Origin of the sequence: Altererythrobacter ishigakiensis (assembly GCF_001663155.1) — a bacterium.
In the GTDB taxonomy this organism is placed as follows: Bacteria; Pseudomonadota; Alphaproteobacteria; order Sphingomonadales; family Sphingomonadaceae; genus Erythrobacter; species Erythrobacter ishigakiensis.
The window spans coordinates 2,156,444-2,183,267 of sequence record NZ_CP015963.1 but is presented as its reverse complement, the minus strand read 5'-3'; the positions used below and the strand labels follow the sequence as shown (position 1 = coordinate 2,183,267).

The 26,824-nt window shown below is 58.1% G+C and carries 25 protein-coding genes; 4 read left to right on the top strand and 21 right to left on the bottom strand.

Translation table 11 applies throughout. From position 1 onward, the window contains the following. Positions 1-38: 38 nt before the first annotated feature. From A6F69_RS12990 to infA, 4 genes are read right to left on the bottom strand one after another with little or no spacing between them, the layout of a single operon-like run. The gene (locus tag A6F69_RS12990) at positions 39-227 is read right to left on the bottom strand and encodes a DNA gyrase inhibitor YacG (protein ID WP_083984772.1); all 189 of its coding nucleotides are present in this window, start codon (positions 225-227) and stop codon (positions 39-41) included. After that, complete coding sequence (locus A6F69_RS10455) at positions 224-1,237, bottom strand: ribonuclease E/G (protein WP_067600933.1); 1,014 nt, start codon at positions 1,235-1,237, stop codon at positions 224-226. Before A6F69_RS10455 ends, A6F69_RS12990 begins: the two co-directional genes overlap by 4 nt. After that, a complete protein-coding gene (locus A6F69_RS10450; protein WP_067600930.1) occupies positions 1,230-1,802 on the bottom strand; it encodes a Maf family protein in 573 nt (190 codons plus the stop codon). The genes A6F69_RS10455 and A6F69_RS10450 overlap by 8 nt, the downstream gene beginning before the upstream one ends. Positions 1,803-1,817: 15 nt before the next feature. Beyond that, positions 1,818-2,075 (bottom strand): translation initiation factor IF-1, encoded by a 258-nt coding sequence (gene infA, locus A6F69_RS10445; protein ID WP_067600927.1) that lies wholly within the window; start codon positions 2,073-2,075, stop codon positions 1,818-1,820. Between the two features lie 236 nt (positions 2,076-2,311). Between infA and A6F69_RS10440 the strand changes: the two genes are divergently transcribed. Next, on the top strand, positions 2,312-5,056 hold the full coding sequence (locus tag A6F69_RS10440) for a TonB-dependent receptor (RefSeq protein ID WP_083984771.1): 2,745 nt from the start codon (positions 2,312-2,314) through the stop codon (positions 5,054-5,056). A gap of 24 nt (positions 5,057-5,080) precedes the next feature. On the opposite strand, the gene A6F69_RS10435 is transcribed toward A6F69_RS10440, so the two are convergent. The 4 genes from A6F69_RS10435 to A6F69_RS10420 all read right to left on the bottom strand — a co-directional run bounded on the left by A6F69_RS10435 (position 5,081) and on the right by A6F69_RS10420 (position 10,167). Then, positions 5,081-5,878 (bottom strand): alpha/beta fold hydrolase, encoded by a 798-nt coding sequence (locus tag A6F69_RS10435; protein ID WP_067600896.1) that lies wholly within the window; start codon positions 5,876-5,878, stop codon positions 5,081-5,083. A 40-nt stretch (positions 5,879-5,918) separates the two neighbouring features. Next, a complete protein-coding gene (locus A6F69_RS10430; protein WP_067600893.1) occupies positions 5,919-7,550 on the bottom strand; it encodes a WS/DGAT/MGAT family O-acyltransferase in 1,632 nt (543 codons plus the stop codon). Positions 7,551-7,695: 145 nt separating this feature from the next. Then, positions 7,696-8,886: a BaiN/RdsA family NAD(P)/FAD-dependent oxidoreductase gene (locus A6F69_RS10425; protein ID WP_067600890.1), complete on the bottom strand. Its 1,191-nt coding sequence runs from the start codon at positions 8,884-8,886 to the stop codon at positions 7,696-7,698. A gap of 3 nt (positions 8,887-8,889) precedes the next feature. Continuing rightward, on the bottom strand, positions 8,890-10,167 hold the full coding sequence (locus A6F69_RS10420; protein WP_067600886.1) for an APC family permease: 1,278 nt from the start codon (positions 10,165-10,167) through the stop codon (positions 8,890-8,892). A gap of 87 nt (positions 10,168-10,254) precedes the next feature. Between A6F69_RS10420 and uvrC the strand changes: the two genes are divergently transcribed. Next, positions 10,255-12,207: an excinuclease ABC subunit UvrC gene (gene uvrC / locus A6F69_RS10415; RefSeq protein WP_179946158.1), complete on the top strand. Its 1,953-nt coding sequence runs from the start codon at positions 10,255-10,257 to the stop codon at positions 12,205-12,207. 101 nt (positions 12,208-12,308) lie between these two features. Here uvrC and A6F69_RS10410 read toward each other — a convergent pair whose 3' ends face one another. The 3 genes from A6F69_RS10410 to A6F69_RS10400 form a co-directional block, all read right to left on the bottom strand. Beyond that, positions 12,309-13,094, bottom strand: coding sequence for a hypothetical protein (locus A6F69_RS10410; RefSeq protein ID WP_067600883.1), 786 nt, complete (start codon positions 13,092-13,094; stop codon positions 12,309-12,311). Positions 13,095-13,198: 104 nt separating this feature from the next. Continuing rightward, positions 13,199-13,618, bottom strand: coding sequence for a DoxX family protein (locus A6F69_RS10405; protein ID WP_067600880.1), 420 nt, complete (start codon positions 13,616-13,618; stop codon positions 13,199-13,201). Between the two features lie 18 nt (positions 13,619-13,636). After that, positions 13,637-15,109, bottom strand: coding sequence for a carotenoid oxygenase family protein (locus A6F69_RS10400; protein ID WP_067600878.1), 1,473 nt, complete (start codon positions 15,107-15,109; stop codon positions 13,637-13,639). Between the two features lie 167 nt (positions 15,110-15,276). Between A6F69_RS10400 and A6F69_RS10395 the strand changes: the two genes are divergently transcribed. Beyond that, positions 15,277-16,092, top strand: a complete 816-nt coding sequence (locus A6F69_RS10395) for a universal stress protein (RefSeq protein ID WP_067600876.1) — start codon at positions 15,277-15,279, stop codon at positions 16,090-16,092. A 98-nt stretch (positions 16,093-16,190) separates the two neighbouring features. Here A6F69_RS10395 and A6F69_RS10390 read toward each other — a convergent pair whose 3' ends face one another. From A6F69_RS10390 to hisG, 6 genes are all read right to left on the bottom strand, one after another. Next, a complete protein-coding gene (locus A6F69_RS10390) occupies positions 16,191-17,105 on the bottom strand; it encodes an acyl-CoA thioesterase (RefSeq protein WP_067602931.1) in 915 nt (304 codons plus the stop codon). A gap of 122 nt (positions 17,106-17,227) precedes the next feature. Beyond that, positions 17,228-19,345 (bottom strand): sodium-translocating pyrophosphatase, encoded by a 2,118-nt coding sequence (locus A6F69_RS10385; RefSeq protein WP_067600873.1) that lies wholly within the window; start codon positions 19,343-19,345, stop codon positions 17,228-17,230. A gap of 141 nt (positions 19,346-19,486) precedes the next feature. Then, positions 19,487-20,314: a thiamine-phosphate kinase gene (gene thiL, locus A6F69_RS10380; protein ID WP_425388083.1), complete on the bottom strand. Its 828-nt coding sequence runs from the start codon at positions 20,312-20,314 to the stop codon at positions 19,487-19,489. 23 nt (positions 20,315-20,337) lie between these two features. After that, a complete protein-coding gene (gene nusB / locus A6F69_RS10375; protein ID WP_067600868.1) occupies positions 20,338-20,805 on the bottom strand; it encodes a transcription antitermination factor NusB in 468 nt (155 codons plus the stop codon). Next, positions 20,802-22,091: a histidinol dehydrogenase gene (hisD, locus tag A6F69_RS10370; protein WP_067600865.1), complete on the bottom strand. Its 1,290-nt coding sequence runs from the start codon at positions 22,089-22,091 to the stop codon at positions 20,802-20,804. Before hisD ends, nusB begins: the two co-directional genes overlap by 4 nt. Then, a complete protein-coding gene (gene hisG, locus A6F69_RS10365; RefSeq protein WP_179946157.1) occupies positions 22,091-22,759 on the bottom strand; it encodes an ATP phosphoribosyltransferase in 669 nt (222 codons plus the stop codon). The genes hisD and hisG overlap by 1 nt, the downstream gene beginning before the upstream one ends. 54 nt (positions 22,760-22,813) lie before the next feature. On the opposite strand from hisG, the gene A6F69_RS10360 reads away from it, so the two are divergent. Continuing rightward, positions 22,814-23,887 (top strand): DUF2332 domain-containing protein, encoded by a 1,074-nt coding sequence (locus A6F69_RS10360; protein ID WP_342669854.1) that lies wholly within the window; start codon positions 22,814-22,816, stop codon positions 23,885-23,887. Here the strand turns inward: A6F69_RS10360 and A6F69_RS10355 are convergent. The 4 genes from A6F69_RS10355 to A6F69_RS10340 are packed head-to-tail and all read right to left on the bottom strand — an operon-like array spanning position 23,884 to position 26,799. Continuing rightward, positions 23,884-24,780 (bottom strand): alpha/beta fold hydrolase, encoded by an 897-nt coding sequence (locus A6F69_RS10355; protein WP_067600859.1) that lies wholly within the window; start codon positions 24,778-24,780, stop codon positions 23,884-23,886. The genes A6F69_RS10360 and A6F69_RS10355 overlap by 4 nt on opposite strands. Beyond that, positions 24,780-25,592, bottom strand: coding sequence for an SDR family NAD(P)-dependent oxidoreductase (locus tag A6F69_RS10350; protein WP_067600856.1), 813 nt, complete (start codon positions 25,590-25,592; stop codon positions 24,780-24,782). Before A6F69_RS10350 ends, A6F69_RS10355 begins: the two co-directional genes overlap by 1 nt. A 36-nt stretch (positions 25,593-25,628) precedes the next feature. Further along, entirely contained in the window at positions 25,629-26,510 is an 882-nt protein-coding gene (locus tag A6F69_RS10345; protein ID WP_083984770.1) for a pirin family protein, read from the bottom strand. 4 nt (positions 26,511-26,514) lie between these two features. Then, positions 26,515-26,799, bottom strand: coding sequence for a BolA family protein (locus A6F69_RS10340; RefSeq protein WP_067602925.1), 285 nt, complete (start codon positions 26,797-26,799; stop codon positions 26,515-26,517). Positions 26,800-26,824 lie beyond the last annotated feature (25 nt).

Sequence of the window (26,824 nt, the reverse complement as noted above, 5' to 3'; positions counted from 1 at the left end):
GGCAAGGGGGAAATGCCGGAATTTACCAGAGGAGGGGTTCAGTCACGCTCCTCGCGGATAATTTCACTTGCGATTTCCTCTGGGGTGGCAGGACGACCGGGCACAGCATAGCCATCACCAAACCACCTGGCCAAATCGCGATCCTTGCAGTGGCTTGAGCAAAAAGGCGCGAAATCCTCGTGCCGCGGCTTCTTACAGATGGGGCAGGGCCTAGAGGTTTTACTCATCGTGTAATGATCTGGGCTTGTGGGGCTTCGAGTGCAAGGGCAGGGTTGACCGCAATCTCGACTTGTCGACCACTGCGCCGCGAGAGTTCCTCGATCCATTCCGGTTTCAGCTTTGCTTTGAGTGCGGGGCGGACCGTTAGCAGCAGCACGTTGCCGGTACCCGTGGCGAGCTCTCCCAATCGCAATGCCATTCGCGTGCATATGCCAACGCGTGAGGTGGCAAAGCGATGAAGCAGTGAAGGCCCCTCAAGCCGCGCGACGATCTGTACAAATCCAAATCCGTTCATTGCGGTGCGTTCGTGCGGCCAATGGTCGAGCGCTTTAGCCAGAGCGATATCGACTGCCTTGCGATCTGATTTTGCTTCGACTGAGGGAAAATCGATCCCGATATTCCCGCCAAGATCGAAGAGAGGCAACCAGCGCGCAATGGCAGACACTGCTGCGAGAGCCAATTCGCGCGGCGAGCCTTCTCCATCGACATCGATCAGGGTCATCGCTGGAGTCACGCTGAACAGAAGTGAGCCGCCATCGAATGCCACTTCACCTGATGATGCGGCGTGCCAGATATCTTCCCAGCGGTCGTCAAGAAACTGGCCAGCCGGAAGCTGCCTCATCTGTTCAACACCCATCATGGGATAGCTGAACCCCTCAATGTCTCCCGGCTTCGCACCGCGCGAACGCGCCTCTTCGACGGCATGGGTGTCTTGGTATCTGCCCAACGCAAGTTTCAGTCTGCCGCGTTCCGCAATTGGCGCCCGCTTGATCTTTACATGGATTTTTGCCCCTTCGTTCACGTCTTGAGGCAGATTGTCGAGAAGCACTTCAGTGCCAGCGTCCGTTCGCGCAACGCCGCGGTTCGATCCGGCATGCTTGGATGTCAGTTTGGCGTCAATTACGCGTCCGGGATTGAGCGATCCGGGCCAATGCAGTTTCGCACCAAGAACTCGTTCCCCGTCAATCAGCATGGCTCGATGCTCACCTATGCCGTGTTCGACCACCCACTCAGGCAATTTCGAACCCCGCAGATTTGAGCAGAGCGCGCGTTTCGAAGAGCGGCAGTCCGACGACACCCGAATGGCTGCCTTGAATCCACGCGATCAGGCCTTCAGCTGCGCCTTGAATGGCATAGCCCCCTGCTTTGTCTTCCCATTCGCCGCTGGCTAGATATGAGTTCACCTCGTCTTCGCTCAGTCGCTTGAAACGAACAATGGTTTCGCTGAGTCTCTCGCGCAAGGTGCCATCGGGTGACTTGAGTGCGATCGCAGAGAGAACACGGTGTCTGCGGCCAGAAAGAAGGGCAAGGCATTGCCGCGCTGTCGCTTCATCCTCCGCCTTAGGCAGTATCCTTCTACCGGCTGCAACTACAGTGTCGCCTGCCAAGACATGCCCATCAGCGCTTAGCGCCGAGGCTTTCTCTCGCGCCATTCGCTGCGCGTAGTCATGCGGAAGTTCCCCTTTATGTGGGGTCTCATCAATATCGGCGGGAGCGACGGCATCAGGTGTCACGCCAAGGCGCGCAATCAACTCGCGGCGTCGCGGGCTAGCTGATGCTAATATGAGAGAGGGCGTGCTCATGTCTGAGCAGCGCGCTTAGGCTGGACCTGGGCCCTGGCCGGGGCCACCGCGACCCGGCATGAAGCGGTAGGTAATCCGTGCCTTGGTGAGATCGTACGGTGTCAATTCGCAGAGCACCTCGTCACCCACCAGCACGCGGATACGGTTTTTACGCATCTTGCCAGCCGTATGGCCGAGAACTTCGTGACCGTTTTCAAGCTCGACCCGGAACATCGCATTGGGCAGCAGTTCGACCACCTTGCCGCGCATTTCGAGGAGTTCTTCTTTGGCCATGTAATTCCTTAGCGTCGTTGTGTTTCACAAAATTTCGCGCGCTTTAGCCTTGCGGGGAGCAAAAGGGAAGCCTCGTGCGTTCTTGGTCCAAAACTCGGTGCATCCCTATTGCGCCACGCTTCGTAACGATTGATGCAAAATGATACATTTCAGCGGCTTGTCAGCCTAGGCCGATTAAGAGAGACGCTTCCGCTATGCCCCCCAAGTTTCTATTCCTAGCTACTTCGTCCCTAAGCATGGGATTTGCCTCTGTCGTGCATGCGCAGGAGGCAAGCGACGCTGCCCAGATTCCAGCTGAAATCCAAGCAGCTACAGTCCCGAGTGACGCCATCGTTGTTCAGGGTGAACGTTTGCGTGGGCAGCTTGATGTCGAACAACCCCCACTACTTGAACTTAACGAGGAAGATATCGCCTCGCTGGGGGCCAATTCGATCGAGGAATTGATTGAGGCGATCGGCCCCCAAACTGGTTCTTCACAAGGACGGGGTGGAGGCCGGCCTGTCTTCCTTGTCAATGGGATCAGAATCGGCAGTTTCCGTGAATTGCGCAGTTACCCGCCGGAATCGGTCGCCAAGGTTGAGGTTATGCCCGAGGAGGTTGCCCAGCGTTTCGGATTTCCGCCTGATCGCCGCGTGGTCAACATCATCCTGAAGGACAATTTCTCGAGCCGCGAAGTGGAGCTGGAATTCGAAGCACCGGATCGCGGAGGATACTGGCGCAACGAGCAGGAATTCACTTTGCTGACCATCAACGATGGGGCACGGATAAATTTCAGCCTTGAAGCAAATGACCGAACCCAGCTGACGGAAGCGGAACGCGGCATCATACAGACTCAGGGTTCGGTCTCGGGCGTGGAAGGGGATCCTGATCCCGCGAAATTTCGCAGCCTTTTGAGCGATAGTCGCGAGATTGAGGGCTCGGTCAATTGGGCGAAGGCGTTCTTGAACTCCGGCGCGTCGGTTGGTTTGAATCTGACGTATAATCGCTTTGACGCGACGAGCTTTTCGGGCCTTGATAGCGTCACATTGACTACGCCGGATGGCTCCAGCGTCGTGCGCACTTTTGGCGAGGACAATCCGCTGGAGACTCGCAGTGGTCGAGATACGATATCAGCCGCGGCCAGTTATTCGCGAAGAATTGGCAGTTATCAGATGACTGCGACCGCAGATGCTAGTCTGATCGAAAGCGAGAATGAGATTGATCGCAGGGCTGATACTCAGTCGCTGATCGAGGCGGCCGCGGATGGCTCGCTTGACATCTTTGGTGTGATCCCTCGTCAAGCAGACGCAGGGTTCGACATCTCGCGCAGTCAGACCATTACCTCCGCGAACAAAGTTACCTTGAACGGAAGTCCGCTACTTTTGCCGGGTGGTGAAGTGTCCACCACTTTCGACCTTGGTCTCAACTGGCAAAACATACGTAGCGAGGACACCCGCACCACCACTGACACGGACTTGTCGCGGCGACAGCTTGAAGGTGGTTTCAATATTGTGGTGCCGCTAACCAGCAAGCGTGAAGGTTTCTTGGATGCGCTAGGCAGTTTTACCCTCAATGGCAGTGTCGGCTTTGAAGATCTCTCCGATTTTGGCGCGTTGATGGATTGGACAGCAGGTCTCAACTGGGCCCCGACAAGCCGCCTCAACCTGCAAGCGACCTATATCTGGCGCGAGGCTGCACCAGGGCTAAATAGTCTGGGCGCAGCAAACTTCACTACATTCAATGTCCCGGTATTTGACCTGGTCAACGGTGAAACGGTGTTGGCGAGTGTTACAACCGGCGGAAACCCCGATCTCCTTGCAGAGACTCAGCGTGACTGGCGCTTCAGCGCGAATTGGCAGATCCCGTTTTGGGATAACACCACCTTTTTTGGCGAGTATATTCGCAACCGCTCGAGCGATGTAACCCGCGGCTTCCCAGCATTGACGGCAGAAATCGAGGCAGCTTTTCCGGACCGCATCGTGCGCGATGCGGGTGGCACATTGTTGTCGATTGATCGTCGCCCGGTGACCTTTGACAGTACACGAAGCGAAAGGCTGGTCTTTGGCTTGTTCACCCGAGGCTCGTGGGGGGCGGCTGCGCCGTCCGGTCGTGGTGAGGGGCGCGGATCGCGACCAGAAGCAGGGGGCGGAAGGCCGGGAGGTCCACCGCCGGGCGCGGCGCGGGGTGGCCCGCCCACCCCGGAGCAGCGCGAGCGATTTATGGCTTTCCGCAAGAGATTGTGCGCTGAGGATGGAATGGCCTTTCTCGAGCAGATCGCAGAGGCGATCGAGCGGGGAGATGATTTGTCCGAACAGTTTCCCGATCTCGACCTCTCACGCGCTCAACGTATGCTGGCGCGCTTTGCGGCAGATGATGGCACGATAGATCGCGATCAGCTAAGCCAGTGGCGAGAACGACTTTGCAGCATGGACCCTGAGCAAATGCGCGGTGGGCCGTCGGACGGAGACAGATCTAGTCAGCGACCAATACCCAACCCGATATCAGGCGGTTTTGGGCGCGACGGGCGCGGGCGCTATTTCGCTAGCCTCACGCACACATATGAACTGGAAAACGAAGTCCTGATCGCAGAAGGCGGTCCACTACTCGACCTGCTTGATGGAGACACTGAGGGAGACTTTGGTCAGCCACGGCACACAACGCGGTTAGAGACCGGTTTCTTCCGCGATGGGATGGGTATCCGTACCTCCGCGCGATACACAGGCAGCGCGCGGGTCAACGGCAATGTGGTAACCGGCACCAGCCCGCTGTTCTTCGATGACATTGCGACTTTCGATCTGCGGGTTTTCGCGAATCTGGGTACACTTACCAAGGCCGAAAGTGGTTGGCGCAAGGGGCTCGTCGTAACTGTAGTGGCGAACAATGTATTCGACGCGCAGCGTCGGGTAGTCGATCAGAATGGTGATACTCCGCTACGCTATCAGCCTTTGCTGATCGATCCAAACGGGCGTTATCTCGGGATCGATCTGCGCAAGACCTTCTAGAAGCTTGTCGACGAGCCGGGATGCTTAGTTGAATCCTGTATGCGGAAACATCCATTGTTGAGCCAATGAGGGTTCAAACGGAACCCAGTCGCCTTCTGGTTGAGCGAGCCGGTCAGCAATCGCGATCATGACCGAAGGATTCACGCCAAGCCCCAGATGGCTGGCGTAGACTTCGATATTCTCGCTTGGTGTGCGGGTGGGCTTTTGAACTGAGCCGCGCCAATGCACGACCCCGTCCGTCTTGGTTAGGATCGACGTAGTAGGCACCGGAGGCGCTTCGTCCAAACCCTGAAAACGGCCATCGCGCAACGGCTCTGGCTCGCGGCCATTGAGGAGTTCGAACAGTCGGCGAGCATTGGTATGGCCTCGATCGTCCGAGATCGGGCTACCCAAGCTGATCACCAGCCGCACGCGATCAGGATGCAGCTTTGCAAGTTCTCGGGCCAGCACGCCGCCGAGACTCCAGCCAACCAATGATACCTTTTGTCCGCTATCGTCATTCAGCCGCTGCAACTGCGCTTCGAGCCGTTCGATCAACGCATTATCGACACGGACGTTTCGCCCGCTATCCCAGCCATGCGCATCGTATCCCAAATCTTGCAGAAGCCGACGCATCGGCGCGGTCGAATTATTCGTTGCCATAAATCCGGGCAGCACTTTGACAGTGTGCCCGTCGCCCTTGGGCAACTGGCTCAGAAACGGTCTGGTCAGGTAGAAAGCGCCGAGCTCGAACATGGCTCGACCTTCAGCCAGCGCCCAGAAGCGGCTGGGTGGCCGTGCAATATGGTCAAGCTCTTCCTCTACGGCAGCCAAAGTGGCCATACTTGCGTCCTTCCTGCTTTTTTCTTGCGACCCATTGGGCCTATTTTTTGGTCTTGCCAGCGGCGCCATTACGCTTCGCTGAAGTTTTCTTGGTCGTTTGCGTGCGTTTTGCGCTGGTGGCCCCAGTCTTGGTTGGCGCAGCGATCTTGGCTGCCACTTTTCTCGACGCGGGTTTTTTAGGCGCCACTTTCTTCTTTGAAGGAGTTTTCCGCTTGGCGCTGGTTGCGCCCGATTTCGCGGGAGCCGCTTTTCTGGCCACCGGCTTTGCCGCCTGCGCCTTTGCTGCTGCGAGCATATCATCAAAGCTGTCTTGCAGACACTGCGAATAGAATTCCGGATCAGGCATGATGTCGCGGCAAGCCGTGAAGCTGATATAGGCTTCATCGACATAGCTCTGCACCACATGCGCCAGCCCCAGACCGTCGGTAAGACAGATCAGAGACAGCGCCATGCTCTCCATCCGTGCCCCAGCAGAATAGATGTGAACCGGCGGGCCCGGTACATTTGTAACGACCGTGTTGAATGGCATGACGCGGTGGGCCAAGCTCACACGGCTGAACAATTGCGCACCCAAAGCCATATAGAGCAGCGGGTTGACCTTGCTGACCTCAGTCATGGTTCGCGCACCCAGTGCGTTGGTCAGGGCTTTGGAATTGCTGGTCTGACCGAATACATACTCAAGTCGCTTTTTAGGGTCGGATATATGCGAGCCTAGCGGCGCGATCATGGCGGCGACCTGATTGCCCATATCGCCTTTCTCGTCAGAGGATCGCACGGAAATGGGTGCCATCGCCGTCAAGGTTGATTTGGGCAGATCGTCCTTGGCTGTCAGGTATTTGTTGAGCGCGCCACCTACAATGGCGAGCGCGACGTCGTTGACCTTGGCATCTGGCAAGAGCGCACGGATTGCCTTCATATCGGCGAGAGGAAATGTACGGCCTTCGACTACACGATGCGGCGAAATCGTGCGGTTAAAGCGCGTTCGTGGCGCAACCATGTCGGTCGAAAGCTTGAACTCGCGCGTTACCAGGCCTTTCACCGCGCTTGCTATCCCTGGGACCGCTTGGGCAGCAACCTGGGCTTGCTTAAGCGGATTGAGGATTGCGTTGACATAGCTCTTGCCGAGCAATTCAACAGCGCCAGGAATTTTCTCGGGCTTCCAGTCATCGGGCTGGTTTGGTGGAGCAGTGCTGGGTGAGACGGTGTGTGTCGCTTCCATCAGGTCAATCCCGCTCATCCCATCGATTGCTGCGTGGTGTACCTTGGTCACGAACGCAAAACAGCCCTTGGGAAACCCGCGCACATTGTCGAGGCCTTCGACCACTGTGAATTCCCACGGCGGGCGCGACAGATCGAGCGGGCGTGCGTGGATCCGTGCGGCCTGAATACAAAGCTGCCGCCAGTCGCCCGGCTTTGGCAGGGCAACATGGCGGACATGGTATTCCAGATCGAAGTTCGGGTCCTCAACCCAATAGGGAAAGTCCAGATCGAACGGTACGCGCACCAGTCGCTGCCGCATCGTCGTGGAAAGTCGTAAGCGATTTTCGATGAATTCAAGGATATCCTTGAAGCGTACAAAGCCTCCCGGCGCCGTCTCCGGATTGTAGATCAGCACACTGCCGATATGCATCGGCGAATTCGGCGATTCCATCGCGACGAACGATGAATCCATGCCCTGCAATTGCCGCAAGGGTTCTCTCCTGTTTCGGCGCTTTACGAGCCGTTATGCTGCAGACGCTAACAGAAGCTGGGTTCTGGTCAACTTGCCGCCCGCGTCAGAGGGTTCCGCAGGGTAAGCCTAGAGTAGAATAGAGCCGCTAAATTGCTTCGCCTGCGGCGGCGGCGCTCGCCCATGCCCATTGGAAATTATATCCGCCCAGCCATCCAGTAACGTCCACTGCCTCGCCAATCACGTATAGACCAGGAATCTTCTTAGATTCCATCGTCTTAGAGGATAGCTCAGCGGTTGAGATGCCGCCAATCGTAACCTCTGCCTTGGCGAATCCTTCGCTGCCATTGGGTTGGAATATCCATCGCGCCAACCGCTGTTCTACCTCGCGCAATCTGGTATCGGGCGCATTGCCGAGCTCGGTTGAAAGGGCGATTTTTTCCGCAAGAATGTCTGCCAACCGATCCGCGAGATGTTCCCGAAGCACCGATTTGAGCGTGGCGCGCGGACTCTTCTGCTTTGCGTCGATCAGCCAGCCATCCGGTTGATCTGGCAGGAAATTGATCGCTACCGGATCGCCGTGCTTCCAGTAGGAACTGACTTGCAAGATGGCGGGGCCTGAAAGTCCACGGTGAGTGAACAGTGCCGCTTCGGCGAAGCTCACCTTGTTGGCGGTCGCGACTACGGGCGCGGAAACGCCGGAGATCTCTCGAAACAGCACCTGCTCGCCGCCCAGAGTCAATGGGACGAGAGCAGGGCGCGGTTCAACTACCTTGAGACCGAATTGACGGGCAAGGTCATAGGCAAATCCTGTGGCCCCCATTTTGGGGATCGAAGGCCCACCTGTCGCGATGACGAGCGCTGGACTAGTGAATGTGCCGTTCTGCGTGGCAACGCTGAAGACTCCGTCCGCGTACGTGACCTCTTCGATCTCTTCCCCGCAACGCACATCAACATCGCCCCCTGCATCCTTCGCACGTTCGCATTCTGACAACAGCATATCGACGATCTGCTGGGCGGACCTATCGCAGAAAAGTTGGCCCAACGTCTTTTCGTGAGATGCGATGCCATAGCTGTCGACCAGTTCGATGAAATCCTGCGGCGTGTACCGGGCAAGCGCGCTCTTGGCGAAATGTGGATTGGCGCTGATGTAGTTGGCCGGGCCAGCATTCACATTAGTGAAATTACACCGACCGCCACCCGAGATGAGGATTTTCTTTCCTACTTTGCTGGCACGCTCAAGCACGAGAATTTGCTTGCCGCGCTGGCCCGCGCGCGCAGCGCAGAACAGACCGGCTGCCCCGCCGCCCAGGATAATTGCGTCGACGTTCTTAACCATTGATCACTCCGCTTCAGGGGAAGCGTCTGAGCCGCGTCGTGCAATCAGGAACAGCACCGTTCCGACGATGAACACTCCCCCGAAGGTCAACCATGACTGTGCACTGGCATTGGACGCGATCCATACGCAGGATGCCAGTGAGAGGAGCGCAAAAAGCAGGTGCAGCCAGTTCATCCCGCCTTCGCGCTGTTCGATCACCGGCAACGCGCCAGCGCTGATCACATAGGTAAGCAGGCGAGTCAGAGTGCTGGCTGCCGCGAGGGCAGCAAACCCTCCAGTCAAGCTGAACAGCGCCCCACCGAACCCGTAAAACATGATTGAATTGTGCGGTGTAAGGAAGCGCGGGTGGATGCGCTCGAACCATGTTGGCAGCATGCCTTGTTCGGCCATGCCATAGGCAAGCCTGGGTACAACAACCATGCCGGCAAAAGTGTTTGCCATGATGGAAAAGCTAGCCGCGAGCACAATCATGATCGCCCCGATTTCGCCAAATACAATATCGGCGGCGCCCGCCAATGCATTGGAATTGCCGGTAGGCTCTGTGACGATGGCCATGTACGCCCAGATAACGCCGATGTATGCCAGCGTAACGCCGGTGAGAGTGATCATAATTACCCGCGGTAGATCGCGTTTGGGATTGCGCATTTCACCTGCCGGAACGACTACACCCTCGAAACCGATGAAGGCATAAAAGGTCAGCAAAATGATCGTTTCGGCCTCAGTAAATTCAGGCAGAACGATCGCAGGCGCGTTATAATTTCCGATCACTGCGGCGATGACGAGAACGCCCAAAGGCGCCAGCTTAAGCACTGTTAGCCAGCCCAACGCATTCACAGAGCTGCGCATTCCCAGAATGTTATAGAGAGTGGTGAGTACTAGGATCACGAATACCGTCAGCGACGCAATCCATGTCGTTTGAAGTGCGGGAAACAAGGCCCCCAGATAGCCAACCATGACATGGGTGTTGGCTCCCAAGGCCACTATGCCCGATGCAAAGCGGCCCCAACCGGCCTGAAAGCCGGCGTAACTGCCAAAAGCAGTCTTGCCATAAAGTACCGGCCCGCCTGTCTTGTCGAATCGCGTAGCCAGCCATGCGAATACAAAGCATGTCGGCAGGATCAGGATCGCACCGATCACAATCATCACAGGGGCAAAGCTGCCAACTGCAGCGACCAGAACTGCCGGTAGAGCGAAAATACCCGCCCCGATCATGCCGTTAATCTGGAACAGTGACGTTCCGACTGCTCCGACAGTGCGTGGCGGCTTGACCTGTGTGCTCATGGTATTCCCCTTTGCGCCTTGCTGGAGCGAAACTTCACGGCATGCAAGCGATTGAGATTGTTTGTGCCCCAGCCTATCTCTCACCCAATGTCACGCGCCAAAGCAGGATCACAGAACGACCCAAGAGGGGCAGAGCGTTTCAATGAGGAGCGCGCGACCTATACGGTTGCCTCAGCGCAGCCCGATCTAGAGGCGGGTGTGGCGGCCATCCGCGAGACGGTTAAGACTTTGAAACCTTTGCCAGGCGTATATCGCATGCTCGATGCACGCGGCGATGTGCTGTATGTCGGCAAAGCGCGTGCGCTGAAAAACAGAGTGGCGAACTATACGCAGGTGCAAGGACTGACCAACCGGCTTCAGCGCATGGTTAGCCAGTGCCGATCCATGGAAATCGTCACCACCAATTCGGAGGCGGAGGCGCTGCTGCTTGAAGCGCAGCTGGTCAAACGCTTCCGCCCTCCGTTCAATGTCCACTTGCGGGACGACAAGAGCTTTCCCTTTATCCTGCTTCGCGAGGGGCATGATTTCCCGCGTATCATGAAGCATCGCGGCGCCCGCAAATCGAAGGGCAATTACTATGGCCCCTTCGCCAGCGCTGGCAGCGTCAACACCACAATCAACGCGCTGCAGAAATTGTTCTTGCTGAGAAGTTGTACCGATAGCTTCTTTAGCCGCCGCGACCGGCCTTGCCTGCTTTACCAGATCAAGCGCTGCAGCGCGCCGTGCGTGGGTCGGATCAATGAAGAGGACTACGCCGATCTGACAAAGCAGGCCAAGGATTTCCTGTCGGGCAAATCCTCCGCAGTGCAGGCCGATCTTGAAAAGCAAATGGCCGAGGCTGCTGAAGCGCTCGACTTCGAAACTGCGGCAATCCTGCGTGACCGACTGCGGGCAGCCACCTTCATTCAGGGCTCGCAAGCCATCAATGCGCAGGGCGTAGGCGATGCAGACGTGTTTGCGCTGGCGGCCAAGGGCGGGCAGGTTGGTATTCAAGCGTTTTTCATCCGCGGCGGACAAAACTGGGGGCACCGTGCTTTCTTCCCGTCGCGAACAAAGGATGTGGATGAAGATCAGGTGCTGTCGAATGTGCTGCTTCAGTTCTACGAAGAGGTTCCTCCACCGCCGACAGTGCTCGTCGATCGACAGCTGCCTGAATGCGAGCTGGTTGAAGCTGCGCTGTCCGAACTCGCCGGCAAAAAGGTCAGCGTTTCGGTCCCGCAGCGCGGCGAACGGCGCAAACTGATGGAGCAAGCGACCCGCAATGCCGGCGAAGCCCTTGACCGGCGGCTGGCCGAACGCGGCACCAAGGCCAGGACGTTGCGCGAGATGGCCGAGTTCCTCGAGCTCGATGGTGTGCCCGAGCGGATCGAGATCTACGACAACAGCCATATCCAGGGCGCAAAGGCGGTCGGGGCAATGGTGGTCGCTGGGCCTGATGGCTTCCTCAAGAACCAGTACCGCAAGTTCAACATCCGCGAGGCGCAAAGCAATGACGATTTCGGCATGATGCGCGAAGTGATGCGGCGGCGGTTCGAGCGCGCGCTGAAGGATGATCCCGATCGCGAGACTTCGGGTGACAAGGCGGTGTGGCCTGATCTCGTCCTGATCGATGGCGGCAAGGGGCAGATGTCCTCTGTGCGCGATACGCTGGAGGAGTTGGGGATCGAGGATGTGCCGCTGATCGCGATTGCCAAGGGGCCGCATCACGGGCGCGAGGGGCGCGAGGTGTTTCATTTCCCCGACGGGCGCGAGAAGATGCTTCCCACCAATTCGCCGGTGTTGTTTCATCTGCAGAACCTGCGCGATGAAGTGCACCGCTATGTCATTGGCGCGCACCGGGCAAAGCGCAGCCGCGCGATTACTGCTTCACCGCTGGACGAGATTCCGGGTATCGGCCCGGCGAGGAAACGCGCGCTGCTGCTGCATTTCGGCACGGCGAGCAAGGTCCGCGCGGCGGCGCTGGAAGACTTGCAGCGCGCACCGGGAGTTAGTGACGCGGTAGCGCGGAAGATCTACGATTTCTATCATGCGGGTGGGTGATACGTGTAAATGTCCGCTAACGACCCAATTGCGGACGTTGGCTAACTTCGCAGGCTTATTCTCTTTGCCAGTGCGCTGGGCAATTCGGCGCGACGGAAAAGTCAGGGATTCAGCAAGTGGTTCAAGTGTTCTTGCAGCTCAACAAGCAGGGTCTCTCGCATCCTGTTTGAATTAAGGACATTCCCGTTGCGGGCCATATTGTCGAATAGATCGTTCAGGAACGGCTGGTTTGACCGCATTCCCTTGCTGTCGCAACGTCGGTTCCATTGGTATGCATCAGCACTCAGCAACTCAAACCGGCTCAGCGGTTCATCTTCATCGCCTCTTGCAATCAAGTCGATGGTGATAAGATCGGGGTAGAGGCTATGAAGTCGGAATAACTCGTTCGTCCGCTCTTCGTGGTTTCCGCGCTCTCGGTCACGAAACATTATGTATCTGCGCAATTCTTGCTTCAGATCGGCGTTCTGCAACCGATCAAAGCGGCCGGTTGCAAGCAACTCCTCAAGGATGGGCAGTTCGTCCGACGGCTTGCGATAAACGTGCGAAGCAACGATAGCTAGGCACTCGCCCGGCGTAAGGGGGCGCTCAGGTTCGGCCGAAAAAAGGACTGGCTGCGCACTCACAAGCCTGTCAGCCTGCAATTGCAATTCCTTACCTTCGGCACGCACCGTATTCAGGAGGTTTTCAGTTTCATCTTGCAAGCGCACAAGGATGGCTCGTTCGTCGTCACGCTGCAGCCGTTCCTCATTCCAGTTCGCAACCTGAATGCCGAGGAAAACACCGAAGACAACGATGAAGAATTCAACTGCGACCGTAAACCAGTCTTGATCGCGAAGGTTATGGCCGAGCCGGCGCAGCAATAACTTAGCTTTTGGTTTTTGCGTCATATGCCGCTTATGTCTCAGCTAAATCGTCACGTATAGGCATTAGTGTGCTTCGAGGAGACGTCCGCTTTCCACCCCACATTCGGACGTTAAGCGGCTAGTCGCAACTAACCGCTCACCGCTTTGTCACTCCGCCACCAACCGGTGAGCGAAAGCGGGCGCGCCGCCGAAGTTCCCGCCAGAACCAGCAGCCCCGCCAGAATGCCAAGATTCTTGAAGAAATTCTGCCCTTCGTGCTGCGCGACGTGCTCGCCCATGGTCCAGAAGTCATGCAGCATGAAATTGACCAGCAGGATGTAAATCACAAACCCATAGGCAACGAGGCGAACATGCCTTCCGGCGATCAGCGCGAGCCCGCCTGCAATATTCACGAAGGTTGCAAACCACATCAGCGGAACGGTGAAGGGAATAGCGTGGCTTTCCATATAAGCGAGGGTCTCTTCCGGCCCCGCGGCCTTCATCAAGCCGGGTATCAGGAAATAGAGGCCGAGCAGGACTCTCCCGGCAGTTAAACTCAATTGCGCCATTCTTTTGTCTCCTGAGGATTAGCCAATCATCGCGCGTTCGACCCAGGTCGAGTGCACCCCGCTCGAAATCTTGTGCGGCAGCGCCAGTCGGCAAATCGGGCCCTTGGTCACGTCGCTCGCATCGAGGATCGCGAGTTCGGACGTGCCGCGGTTCTCGTCGATCAGGAAGGTGACGAGGTAAGCATCATCTTCATGAGACCCACCCTTCTTTGGCACCACCGGCGCTTCGCTCGCATAGACCCCGTCAGGCAGCTCGACCACCTGTTCCTCGCCGGTCTCGGTGTCATGCTTCACAAAGCCGTTGAACAGGAACCAGCCGGGTTTGCTGGTCGTGTGCCAGACATAGCGTGATTTGCGCATCGCATAATCAGGATTGATCATGCCAAATTCGACGATCCGGTCAGACAGTCGCTCTTCGCGCGTTTCGCCGGTTGTCAGGTTGAAGCGCCAACGGTGCATGCGGCACTGGAAACTGTGCTCATCGACATAGGCCATCATATGCGCATAGCGGCCATATTCCTGCAGCGGCTGCGGCATAGGGCAGGACTGGTGATAGCCTTCCAGAACGATTTCGTCGTCGCCATTCTCGTTCTTGGTCTCGTAAGCATTCGTCCAGTGCAGCACATAGGTCGGCTCGGCTTTGAACCAACGAATATCCTCTGGCTGACCGTGGCGCGGGATCAGCGCGAAGCGCGTGGGCAGCCCGTCGTGCATGCGCGCGGCGTGGATATCCTTCTTCAGCGCGTCTTCATCCCAGAACAGCGGCATGTCATTGAGAATCGACCAGTTCTTCGTGATCGCCATGTCGTGCGGCAGGCGAGGGCCTGGTAACGGGATCGGGACATAGTGCACCAGCTTGCCCGCGCGATCGACCACCCCATAATGCATATAAGGCGCATGGACCGAGTAGTTGAAGAACATCAGCTCGCCGGTTTCTTCGTCGACCTTTGGGTGAGCAGAGACGCCGTCGAGCGGGCCCCATGGTGCCTTACCCAAATTTTCTAGCGTGATCGGGTCCAGCATCCACGCTTCGCCGCACTGGTAAAAGGTCGCATATGCCACGCCAGCATGAACGATTATGTCCGTGCTACCAGTGTCTTTCAGGCCGCCATGCGCGCCGAATCCGGGCCTCACCGAAGTGCCGGGCGGGTCCATAAGCCCGCCCCAGAGCGATCGGCCCGCTATCTGCTCTTCTTCGAAACAATGCGTGCGCACGAAACGATTGCGATAGCGAACCTTGCCATCGCGGATTTCAACCTGGTGCACCATCGCGTCACCATCGAAGGGGTGATGGCGCCCAAGCGGCTGATGAACGGGGTTTTCCGTGTTGCGCAAATAAATGCCGTCGATGTCCTTGGGTACTTCGCCTTCGATCACTTCGAGCTGGTCGACCGTGACCTCTTCATGCACCGGCGTCCATGCCCCGGACAGATAGGGGTGGTTCGATGGCTCAAGCGTGTATTTCAGCGGCGCTTCGCGGGTGATCTGCATTGGAATCCTCTCTGGCGTGAGAGTAGCGGGTTGGCCCGCACGCGCAAGCGGCAAGGATCGCTGGTAACGGATTTGGAATTTTGACGCAGATCAATGTAGCCTGTCTTCGACATGCTAACATGAATCCATTGATGGTCACCCTGGTGAGATTGAGAAGGAGGTCACCCATGAAATCGATTTTGCTACATATCGGCGATGACGAAGGGCTGGAGGCGCGCATGCAGGTTGCGTTGGACCTTGCTCGTGCGTTTGAGGGGCACATCACATGCCTTCAGGCTGTGACCTACGAAATCTTTGCACCGGGCGATTTCTACGGTTCAGCGATGGCGGCTGCCATGCCTGTGATAAGAGAGAATGCTGAAGCCTTGCGGAAGAAAGTTGAAGCGGATCTCGCGAACGAAGACGTGTCATGGGAATGGGTGTTCCAGTTCGGTATGGCGGAAAGCAGGCTGCTTGAGAAATCCGCGATCAATGATGTGATCGTTCTTGGGCCCAATGACATTGGTGAGACCGGACCACGACCATCGCGGATGGTAGGCGATCTCCTTCTGCATTCGCGAACGCCTGTGTTCGTTGTACCAAACGATCAGAAGAAGCTGGATTATAGCGCTCCGGCGCTGGTCGCATGGAATGGGTCTACAGAGGCATGTGTCGCGCTGAGAGCTGCGGTTCCTCTTCTGGCGAAGGCGAGCAAGGTTTATCTCGCGACTATTACGGAAAAAGATGCCAAGGAGCGTCAGGATCTTCCACCCGTTGATGGTGCTGAATATCTCAGCCGCTATGGGGTTCATGCAGAGATCGTAGAGCTTCCGGCTGGAGATGCCCCGGTTGCGCAGAGCCTGCTCGCAGCAACTGAAGCGCGCGGATGCGGCTACATGGTCATGGGGGCTTACGGCCATTCACGCCTGGCTGAGATGTTGTTGGGCGGGGTAACGCGAAAAGCGCTAACCGATCCGAAGATTCCGATACTGATGGCTCATTGATGGCTTCGGCCTGGGGTACACGTAGCCTGGCTTTAGTGGCTCATGCAAGCTGACGGTTGGATCGCTGATGTTGATCGGTTTGCAAGCCTGCACCCTGACTAAGAGGCGCTCTTCTTCCGCCGGCGGATCATGCCTTCCTGAGCTACACTGGCGACGAGCATGCCAGCGCGGTTGAAGATACGTCCACGGTTGAAGCCGCGCCCGCTTCCGCTCCAAGGGGCGTCGGTGGCATAGAGTAGCCAATCGTCAGCGCGGACTGGGCGGTGGAACCAGATTGCATGATCCAGGCTCGCTCCGGTCAGCTCACCCCGCATCCAGCTTAGTCCGTGCGGTAGCGCGCTGGTGCCAAGCAGGGTAAAGTCACTGGCGTAGGCGATCACCGCGCGGTGCAGAGCCGGATCATCTGGCAGAGGGGCAGCTGCGCGGAACCAGCTGTGTGCGCTGGGATGGCGTGGTTCTGAATTCATCCAGTGCAGCTTATCCGTCGTCCGCATGTCGATCGGGCGCGGGCGTAGCATTAGTTGACGCGCAGTCCCCTCGATCCCTGCTTTGTCGGCATACTCACGGCGCAGCTCCATATCCGGGCGCAAATCCTCCGGCTGCGGAACATCGGGCATCTGATAGTCGTCATGTTCCAAGCCTGGCTCAGGCTTCTGAAAGCTGGCAGTTAGGTTTAGGATCGGGCGGCTAGTGCCGTCTTCCTCCAATTGGCTGGCGACGACTCGGCGGTTCGAGAAGCTGCGTCCGTCGAAATCGGCTGCGACGTCCAATGTGGTGGCTGGACCTTCCTTACCCCCGCGCAGGAAATAGGCATGCATCGAATGCGCCTCTTTACCATCGCCGACAGTGGCTTGAGCGGCCTGCAGCGCCTGCGCGATAACTTGCCCACCAAACATGCGTCCTACGCCGTTCTTCTGCGCTTTTCCGATGAACTGCATGTCCCCTTCAGGCTCTACAGTGAGTAGCTTTACAAGGCCTGCAACCAGGCGTTCGGGAGAGGTTGTATCGGACATCGTTGAAGCCATGCGATGCACTTACGCTTCCGTCAACGTAAGAACGCTCGCTACCCATAGAAAAACCCCGCCCGGATCGCTCCGAGCGGGGTCTCCAGTCCCTCTAGGGGGAACTCGTGTTCTTAGTGAGCGCCAGCCAGCGCGGCGAGCAAAAGCAGCGCCACAATGTTGGTGATCTTGATCATCGGGTTCACGGCTGGACCTGCGGTGTCCTTGTACGGGTCACCCACAGTGTCGCCAGTCACAGCAGCCTTGTGAGCTTCAGAGCCCTTGCCGCCGTGATTGCCGTCTTCGATGTACTTCTTGGCATTGTCCCAAGCGCCGCCGCCTGCTGTCATCGACAGAGCAACGAACAGACCGCCAACGATCACACCGAGGAGCAGAGCGCCTACAGCAGCGAACGCTTCGTTCTGACCTGCGAGCAGGAAGATCACGTAGTATGTCGCAATGGGAGCGAGCACCGGAAGCAGCGACGGGATGATCATTTCCTTGATCGCAGCCTTCGTTACGAGATCAACCGTGCGGGCATAGTTCGGACGGCTCGTGCCTTCCATGATGCCCGGGTCTTTCGCGAACTGGTCACGCACGTCGACAACCACGTCACCCGCAGCGCGGCCAACGGCGGTCATGCCCATCGCACCGAACAGGTAGGGAAGCAGCGCGCCCAGTAGCAGACCAACGATGACATACGGATTCTCGAGGCTGAAGTTGACTTCAGCGTTCGGGAAATACTCGCGAAGGTCAGCGGTGTAAGCTGCGAACAGCACGAGAGCTGCAAGACCAGCAGAACCGATGGCATAACCCTTCGTCACAGCCTTGGTGGTGTTGCCAACAGCGTCAAGCAGGTCAGTTTTCTCACGAACGCTGTCATCCAGCCCAGACATCTCGGCGATACCGCCAGCGTTGTCGGTTACCGGGCCGTAAGCGTCGAGCGCGACAACCATACCTGCCAGCGCGAGCATTGCCGTTGCACCGAACGCGAGGCCGAGCAGACCAGCAAGCTGATATGCACCGATGATCGCCGCGATGATGACGATGGTCGGCAAAGCGGTCGATTCAAGGCTGATTGCCAGACCCTGGATCACGTTAGTGCCGTGGCCAGTTTCCGATGCCTTGGCGATTGACTTCACCGGACGGAAGTTCGTGCCGGTGTAATACTCTGTGATCCAGATGATGATGCCGGTCAGCACAAGGCCGATCAGCGAGCAATAGAACAGGTCACGGCCGGTAAACTCGACCATGCCTAGGCCCGGATTGAGCACTGTGTTCATGTCCATGCCAGCTGTGCCCAGCGCATATGACGTCGCGTACCAGATCAGCGGGATCGCCAGAACGGCGGTCACGATGAAGCCCTTGTACATCGCGCCCATGACATTGGTGCCATTGCCGAGACGAACAAAGTATGTGCCAATGATCGAAGTCACGATGCACGCACCACCGATCAGCAGCGGCAGCGCCATCAGAGGCAGCAACAGATCGCCAATGCCGGTCAGCAGCAGCGCCATCAGAACCATGGTCGCACCAACGGTCACAACATAGGTTTCGAACAAGTCAGCGGCCATGCCGGCACAGTCGCCTACGTTGTCGCCTACGTTGTCAGCGATGGTCGCCGGGTTACGTGGATCGTCTTCAGGAATGCCTGCTTCGACCTTGCCGACCAAGTCAGCGCCCACGTCAGCGGCCTTGGTGAAGATACCGCCGCCCAGACGCGCGAAGATCGAGATCAGCGAAGCGCCGAAAGCCAAGCCAACGAGGCCATCAATGACGGCGCGGCTGTTCGCTTCAAGAGCCATCGGGCCGATTAGCACATAGAAGAACACGGCAATTGCCAGCAGCGCCAAGCCAGCCACCAGCATGCCGGTGATCGCACCCGCGCGGAACGCGATGGTGAGGCCTTGCTGCAAGCCGGTGCTTGCCGCCTGCGCGGTACGCACGTTTGAGCGAACCGAGATGTTCATCCCGATATAGCCCGCAACGCCTGACAATACCGCACCGATGACGAATCCGACTGCCGGGATCGCGCCGAGGAAAACCCCGACCAGGATCGCGACAACCACGCCGACCAAGCCAATAGTGGTGTACTGACGGTTGAGATAGGCCTGCGCACCTTCTTGAATGGCGCCAGCAATCTCTTGCATTTTGGCGTTCCCGGCATCCGCGCCGAGAACCTGACGGCTGGTGACGAAACCGTACACGACGGCGAGCACACCTAGCCCGATTGAAATGAGAATTAGGTCCACGAACTCTTCCCCTTAACCCTACGTGGAAATGTGACCCTGCGGACGCAGAAGCCCTTGGTGGCGAGGGCTATAGGCGATGACACGGCGGTGACAAGGGTGGAATCGGCAGAATGCGGCGCGCGTCACCAGATTCGCTAGGCGTCAGTGCCGGTATCCTAGCCCTTCCGCGTTCACAATCGGTTCGTTGTCGAGGACGAGAGGGGCAAAACCATGCGGCTCGACCGTACCAATGCGAGCGCTTGGAACCGGCGGGCTGGCGCTGGATGGCAATGTAAAAAGCAACTCATAGTCATCGCCCCAGCGGAGGCAGTCTAAGCTCCGTTCAGGCGCTGCGACCGGCACTTTAGAACTCTCGATGGACAGCGTCACTTCGCTAGCCTGCGCCATACGAAATGCATCAAGCAGCAGCCCGTCAGAGATATCCATCATCGCGGTCACATGCTGCGCGAGAGCTTGGCCCTCGGACAGGCTCGGGACAGGGCGATTGTAGGCCTCAAGATGCGCAGGATCGCCTTCAAATCCCAGCATGGCCCGACCAAGAATCCCGGTGACATAGACGTAGTCGCCGATCTGAGCCCCGCTGCGTGCAGGGACAGGCGTTTGCGACGCGCGGCCGATTGCGGTCAGGCCTAGTGTTCGAGGCCCTTCCGCCTTGATTGTGTCGCCGCCCAGCAGTGGGACGTCATATTCGGAGAGGATTGCATGGAGACCTTCCAGGAAGCGATCATCCCCCATTCCCAAAGTATGGCTGAGTAGCACTCCGATGGGTTCGGCACCTTTCGACGCGAGGTCAGAGAGGTTGGAAGCGACGAGCTTCCAGGCGATGTCATATGGATCGGCGTCGGGAAGCCAATGCGTTCCCTCTGCCATGCTGTCATGCGTCAGAATCAGCGTTTCATTGCCGATCGAAAGAACCGCACAATCATCTTCAAGCCCGCGCGCGCCCGGATGGAGCGGGAGTTTGCGCAGGGCTTCGATGAATCCGCGTTCGTCTATGACCGCACATCCTTGCCAACCGCATCGAGGATGCCGTTCACGAATTTGGCCTCGCGGTCGTCGAAGAAGGCTTTGGCCACATCGACATACTCGTTGATTGCGCTGGCTGCTGGAACATCTGCCCGAGCGATCAGCTCGTAAGCGCCGGCGCGCAGGATCTGAAGCATGGTCTTGTCGAGGCGAGCGAGGGTCCAGCCATCGGCCAGCTTATTGACTAGCAATTCGTCAATCTCTTCGCGGCGGGCATCCACTCCGCTGACGATATCGTCAAAGAAATCGACTTCGGCATCGGCAAAGACTTCACCCTCGTGGTCTTCGTCGTCAACTTCGCGGCCCAGCCTATGCTGGTGAAACTCATTGAGCAGACGGGTCAGTGCAGTACCGTCCATCTGCTGCTGATAGAGCGCCTGAACGGCGGCTAGCCGCGCGGCCGAGCGGGCTTGAGAGCGAGCAGGAGCGTTCATTTTAGCCTCAATTCGACTGATTTGGCATGCGCGGGAAGACCCTCTGCATGAGCGAGCGAAACTGCAGCAGGTCCGATCTTCGCGAGCGAACCATCATCCAGCGCGATAAAGCTGGTGCGTTTCATAAAATCCAACACCGACAGGCCGCTGGCAAAGCGTGCGCGGCGGCCGGTTGGCAGCACGTGGTTTGGTCCCGCGACATAATCGCCAATCGCTTCAGGGGTCATGCGGCCAAGGAATACGCTGCCCGCATGGCGGATGGTATTCAAAAGTGTATCCGGTTCCGCGACAGCCAGTTCGACATGTTCAGCGGCGAGGCGGTCTGCAAGTGGCGCAGCTTCAGCCAAGTCGTCCACGATGATGATCGCGCCGTTGGCTTGCCAACTGGCAGTTGCGGTTTCCGTTGTTGCGAGTTCGTTGAGCTGGGCATCGACCTCTTCAGACACGGCGTCTGCAAATCCCGCATCGTCGGTGATCAGGATCGACTGCGATGTCGGATCATGTTCGGACTGGCTTAGCAAGTCCGCGGCGATCCAGTCTGCGCGATTGTGCTTGTCCGCGATGACCAGAATTTCACTTGGCCCGGCAACCATGTCGATCCCGACCACGCCAAACAGCTGGCGCTTTGCCTCTGCGACCCAGGCATTGCCCGGACCGGTAATGACATCCACTTTGGCGATGCGATCGGTTCCATAGGCGAGTGCGGCGACTGCTTGCGCCCCGCCGACGCGCCAGATCTCGTCAACGCCAGCGATGTGCGCAGCGGCCAGAACGAGAGGATTGGTGTTTCCGTGCGGCGTAGGGGTGACCACCACCAAACGCTCGACCCCGGCAACCTTCGCTGGAATCGCGTTCATCAGCAGTGATGATGGATAGGCGGCACGTCCACCCGGAACGTACAGACCAGCGGCATCGACTGCACGCCAGATCGCGCCCTGGCGAACGCCGGCATCATCGGTGAAATCGCGGTTCGCGGGAAGCTGGTCGGCATGATAGGCGCGAATGCGTTCTGCAGCGAGTTCCAGCGCGTCGCGAAGCTCAGCATCTAGCCCTTCGTAGGCTTCACGGCAGGCTTCCGCTGTGATCACCCAATCGCTGTCGCTTGCGAGTTCGTAACTGTCGAATTGCTGCGAGTATTCGGCCAGCGCCGCGTCGCCGCGCGCCTTCACATCGGCTAGGATGCGCGCCACGTCCGCGCTCACATCGGCATCGCTTTCGCGCCGTGCATTGACCAGCGTGTCAAACGCCTGCGCAAAATCCGGGTCAGAGGAAACCAGCCTTTGCATCAGGCGGCGGCCTTCTTGCTGGCAAACTCGCGGAATGCAGACACCAGTTCAGCGACGCGCGGATCGGTTTTCAGCGCCGCGCGATTGACGATCAGCCGCGCAGAAATGTCCAGAATACGGTCAGTCTCGACCAAGCCGTTCTGCTTCAGCGTCGCACCGGTCGATACCAAATCCACGATCTGCCGGGCCAAACCCAGCGACGGTGCCAGTTCCATGGCTCCGTTCAGCTTGACGCATTCGGCCTGAATGCCCTGTGCTTCGAAATGCCGGCGCGTGAGGTTGGGATATTTGGTTGCAACGCGCAGGTGGCTGACAGTGCCGCTGGGCGCTTCGTCACCGTCCATGCGTGCAACTGAAAGTCGGCAGTGGCCGATATCCAAGTCTACCGGTGCGTAAAGGTCCGCATAATCAAACTCTTCGATCACATCGGAGCCGACAATGCCGATCTGCGCTGCACCATGCGCAACAAAGGTAGCGACATCGAATGCACGCACACGGATCAGGCGCATATCTGGACGCGTTGTCGCAAAACTGAGTGCGCGGTTGCTCTTGTCGTGAAAGCCATCTTCCGGCACCACGCCCGCATGCGCCATCACAGGCAGCGCTTCATCAAGAATGCGGCCTTTGGGAATGGCGAAAGTCAGCAGGTTGTTCACGTTGTCAGTCATTGCGTGGCGGCACTTAGTGACTGGCGGCAGAAAGGGCAATGAAAAGGAGGCGCAGTGGCGGACAGTGCATTGATGGACATGGCGTCGGTTCCCGAGGGTATCGAATGGCAGGCCGAGCATGCCGAAAAGGGCGGGGCGCCCGGAACGGCGCGCGTCATTCGCGCAACGCTGAAGCTTCTTGACGGCGACACCGCCACCGGTCGGCGCATGGCGAACTGGCAAGGGCTGGTGGTTAAAGATGCAATGCCGCTGCGCATCGCGGGTGCGCTGCACAATCTGGTTCTGACCGGCGAGGATCAGCGGCTGGAGAATGTCTATGCCGGTCGCATGACTGATCAAACGGCTGTCGACGCGCTGGTTTGCGAGCTTGTCGAAACATATGACGCGCGGCTTTTGCCGTGGCTCGACGGGCCGCCTCAAACGAACGAAGCTGGCCGCTCAGCCAGCCTGATGGCCGGGCTTTTGTGGCTTGCTCAATTCGTGCCGCCAAAGTTCGAGATGCTTGAACTGGGATCCAGCGCTGGAATCAACACCATGATGGAGCGGTACCGGTTTGATCTTGGCGGGGTGTGCGTTGGCCCGAAATCCAGCCCGATGCAGATCAAGCCGGAATGGCGCGGCGAGCCTCCGCCTTCAACAGAGCCGCAGATATGCTCGATCCGCGGATGCGATGTTGCGCCGGTGGATCTGACCGATCCGGAATCAGCATTGCGTCTCAAAAGCTATGTATGGCCCGAGGCTTACTTCCGAATGGACCGGATCGATGCCGCGGTAGCATTGGCGAATGCGAAAGCTCCAAATGTCGTGAAGGCCAATGCGGCTGAGTTCGTTTCTGACGCGCTTGCCACGCCGCAAGAAGTCGGCGTCACCCGCGTGTTGTTTCATTCAATCGTCTGGCAATATGTGCCCGCCGATCAGCAGCAAATTGTGGAGGCAAAGATGGCGAAAGCCGCAGCAGAGGCCACGCCTGAAAGGCCGCTCGCCTGGTTGATGCTGGAAACCAACCGCGAGACTTTCAAACACGAATTGACCGTGCGCTATTGGGATGGCTCAGCCGGTTGCGGAGAACCGAATCTGCTTGCATGTGCCCACCCGCACGGCGCGTGGGTCGAATGGCTATCGAGCTAGCTGTTTGCGGCGAGAAACTCTTCCATTGCCGCGTTGACCTTCTCCGGGGCTTCCCAAGGAACGAAATGACCGCAATCGGGCACCTTGGCGATTGTTAGCGGATCGATCACTTCCTCCAGACCTTCGAGGTTTTCCGGCGGCAGTGCCAGATCATCGAGCGCCCAGATCACCAGCGTGGGTATGGTGAGCTTGGGAATTGGTGGCGGCGTATATCCCTCTGGCAATTCAAACGGCTGATCCATTGTCGGCACAGCCATCGGGCTGGCGCGATAGTAATTGAGCATCCCGAAGCATGCGTCGCGGTCTTCCCAATCCTTCAGCAATTGCGCGCGCTCTTCCGCCGGCATGTTGTCGGGCCGGTCCCAATTGACTTCCTGCTTGAGGATGCCGGTAATCCCTTTCTCGCGAACAAGGTCATCATTGGCCGGATTACGGAAAGCGCGGATATACTGACTCGCCTCACGCTGCGTGCGATTGGTGTAGAGCAATTTCTGAAAAACTGCGGGGTGCGGAGCGTTGGCAATAATCGCGCGCTCGACTCTGGCGTGCTGGCCACCAAGCGCCACGCCCCAGGCAATCGCGCCGCCCCAATCGTGTCCGACGATTGTGAATTTTGCGATTCCGAGCGCATCCGCGAGAAGGAAGATGTCACCGATCAGCTTGTCGGGAGTATAGGCGTCGACCTCTTGCGGTTTGGATGATCCGCGATAGCCGCGTTGGTCGGGGGCGATACAGCGGAAACGGTCACTGAAGTGCGCAATCTGGTGCCGCCACGTGCGATGGCTTTCGGGGAAGCCATGCAGGAATATCAGGGCAGGAGCATTGGTGGGCCCTTCATCAACAATATCAAGCTCGATCCCGTTGGCGAGCGAAACGCGCTTCTGCTCCATCATCAGCCCTCCGCTTCCATCTTCTCGATATATCCGGCAGCCACCATGGCAGCGACCTGATCGAACAGCTGGTCAGGGGTGCGGCGCATTTCGCCCATGGCCTGCTCTATGCCTTCAGCCACGATGATTTCACGCTCGCCAGCCGCAACTGCATCGATCATGGTTGTCGCTGCGTCATCAGGCCGGATGCCTTCGTCAATGACCTTGTCACTGCGCCCGCGCTTGCTGCCATCCGATGTCAGCGCGTTGCGGCTGACATTGGTCGCTATTGAGCCGGGATAAATCACGTGCACGTTCACGCCCTTCTGGCTCAGTTCCGCACGCAATGCATCGCCATATCCGGCAAGACCGAACTTCGCCGCAGAATAGGCAGTGCGCATTGGCACCCCAACTTTCCCTGCGATTGAGGAAATAAAGAGTAGATTGCCAGAGCCGCGCTCCGCCATGTGACCGATCAAACCTTGCGTGAAGGCGATCTGCGCGGTCAGGTCGATATCGATGATGTCGCGATAGACGCTCATCTCGGTCTTCAGTGCTTGGCTGCGCTGCGACACGCCGGCATTGGCAACAGCGATATCGACGGCACCTTTCCATCCGATCGCCTTGGCAGTTGCGTCGGCAAGTGCCGCATCGTCGCGCACATCAAACGGCAGGATCAGTGTCTCTCCGCAGTCAGCGGTAACTTCTGCCAGCCGTTCTTGATCACGCCCGGACAGGATCAGATGAGCCCCGCGGCTTGCCCATTCGCGCGCCAGTGCGGCACCAATTCCGGATGAAGCACCGGTGATCCAAGCCACCTTCCCGGTGAAGTCCATTATGTTCTCTCCCTGCGCGGATTGCCCGCGATTGTTCTAGTCAGTGACGGTTTTTGGTCTGCCTTCGGGTAGCGGGATATACTCCTCTGCGTCTCCCGGCACTTTTGGGAAGCGACCCGCTTTCCAGTCTTCGCTGGCTTGGCGGATGCGCTCCTTGTCAGAGCTGACGAAGTTCCACCAAGCGTGGCGTTTCGATGTAAACGCTTCACCGCCGAGCAGCATGATCCGCCCGCCACGTTTGCTCGAAAGAGACATGTTGCGGCCAGGTGCAAGCACAGTCAGTTCGTACAGCCCCAACGCTTGCCCATCGACCGAGGCTTCACCGCCGACCAGCATGACCGCGCGTTCGTCCGCGCTCACTTCAATGGGTAAGGAGCCTGTGGGCGCGAGCACAATCTCTGCATAGATAGTGTCAGCATAGGTGGTTGTGGGCGCGCGCTTACCCCAAAGCTCGCCCATGATGATCGTGGCCTTGGCGCATTGGTCGTCAATCACCGGCAAATCATCGACCGCTTCAAATGCGGGATCAATTTCTTCGCGCCCATCGGGCAGCGCGAGCCAAGTCTGCATGCCATAAAGCTTGGGGCCGGCGGCACGCTCTTCTGCGGGCGAACGCTCCGAATGGACGATACCTTTGCCTGCCGTCATCAGATTCACTGTTCCGGGACGAATGGTGGAAAATGTGCCTAGGCTGTCGCGGTGTTCAATCGCCCCTTCAAACAGCCAAGTGACTGTGGCCAGGTTGATATGCGGATGCGGGCGCACGTCCATTGCACTACCTACATCAAGTTGCGCGGGGCCAAATTCGTCAACGAAGATAAAGGGGCCAACCATGGTGCGCTCACGCTTGGGCAGCACGCGGCGCACTTCGAACTGGCCCAGGTCATGAGTGGTTGGTGCGATGGTTTGCTCGATCATGCCCTTATCCGCCCTTGTGATCGCCCGGCGCGCGCGCCTTGATTGCCAATGCATGCACGCGTTCGCCGGGAATGTCGCCCAGCGCAGCATTGACCATACGTTGCCGCTGAAGCCGTGAGACGCCTTCAAATGCGGGGCTTTCAATCACGACGGTGAAATGCGATTCGCCGCTGCCGTCGTCGCCCGAATGCCCGTGATGCAATGCGCTGTCATTGATCACGTCTAGGTGAGTGGGGTGCAGCGCTGAGCGCAGCAGTTCTTCGATTTCCTGAGCAACTGATCCGGTCATGCCTGTGAATTTGGGGCTTCCCATC

Bases quoted from the DNA above. Each gene is read 5' to 3' on its own strand.
- A6F69_RS10405 (WP_067600880.1), bottom strand. From the start codon at position 13,618: ATGGCGCAATTGAGTTTAACTGCCGGGAGAGTCCTGCTCGGCCTCTAT.
- infA (WP_067600927.1), bottom strand. From the start codon at position 2,075: ATGGCCAAAGAAGAACTCCTCGAAATGCGCGGCAAGGTGGTCGAACTG.
- A6F69_RS10340 (WP_067602925.1), bottom strand. From the start codon at position 26,799: ATGACCGGATCAGTTGCTCAGGAAATCGAAGAACTGCTGCGCTCAGCG.
- A6F69_RS12990 (WP_083984772.1), bottom strand. From the start codon at position 227: ATGAGTAAAACCTCTAGGCCCTGCCCCATCTGTAAGAAGCCGCGGCAC.
- A6F69_RS10410 (WP_067600883.1), bottom strand. From the start codon at position 13,094: ATGACGCAAAAACCAAAAGCTAAGTTATTGCTGCGCCGGCTCGGCCAT.
- hisG (WP_179946157.1), bottom strand. From the start codon at position 22,759: ATGACTGACAACGTGAACAACCTGCTGACTTTCGCCATTCCCAAAGGC.
- A6F69_RS10435 (WP_067600896.1), bottom strand. From the start codon at position 5,878: ATGGCCACTTTGGCTGCCGTAGAGGAAGAGCTTGACCATATTGCACGG.
- A6F69_RS10430 (WP_067600893.1), bottom strand. From the start codon at position 7,550: ATGGATTCATCGTTCGTCGCGATGGAATCGCCGAATTCGCCGATGCAT.
- A6F69_RS10350 (WP_067600856.1), bottom strand. From the start codon at position 25,592: ATGGACTTCACCGGGAAGGTGGCTTGGATCACCGGTGCTTCATCCGGA.
- A6F69_RS10345 (WP_083984770.1), bottom strand. From the start codon at position 26,510: ATGATCGAGCAAACCATCGCACCAACCACTCATGACCTGGGCCAGTTC.
- A6F69_RS10420 (WP_067600886.1), bottom strand. From the start codon at position 10,167: ATGAGCACACAGGTCAAGCCGCCACGCACTGTCGGAGCAGTCGGAACG.
- A6F69_RS10440 (WP_083984771.1), top strand. From the start codon at position 2,312: ATGGGATTTGCCTCTGTCGTGCATGCGCAGGAGGCAAGCGACGCTGCC.
- A6F69_RS10395 (WP_067600876.1), top strand. From the start codon at position 15,277: ATGAAATCGATTTTGCTACATATCGGCGATGACGAAGGGCTGGAGGCG.
- A6F69_RS10390 (WP_067602931.1), bottom strand. From the start codon at position 17,105: ATGTCCGATACAACCTCTCCCGAACGCCTGGTTGCAGGCCTTGTAAAG.
- A6F69_RS10355 (WP_067600859.1), bottom strand. From the start codon at position 24,780: ATGATGGAGCAGAAGCGCGTTTCGCTCGCCAACGGGATCGAGCTTGAT.
- nusB (WP_067600868.1), bottom strand. From the start codon at position 20,805: ATGAACGCTCCTGCTCGCTCTCAAGCCCGCTCGGCCGCGCGGCTAGCC.
- uvrC (WP_179946158.1), top strand. From the start codon at position 10,255: ATGTCACGCGCCAAAGCAGGATCACAGAACGACCCAAGAGGGGCAGAG.
- A6F69_RS10425 (WP_067600890.1), bottom strand. From the start codon at position 8,886: ATGGTTAAGAACGTCGACGCAATTATCCTGGGCGGCGGGGCAGCCGGT.
- hisD (WP_067600865.1), bottom strand. From the start codon at position 22,091: ATGCAAAGGCTGGTTTCCTCTGACCCGGATTTTGCGCAGGCGTTTGAC.
- A6F69_RS10450 (WP_067600930.1), bottom strand. From the start codon at position 1,802: ATGAGCACGCCCTCTCTCATATTAGCATCAGCTAGCCCGCGACGCCGC.
- A6F69_RS10400 (WP_067600878.1), bottom strand. From the start codon at position 15,109: ATGCAGATCACCCGCGAAGCGCCGCTGAAATACACGCTTGAGCCATCG.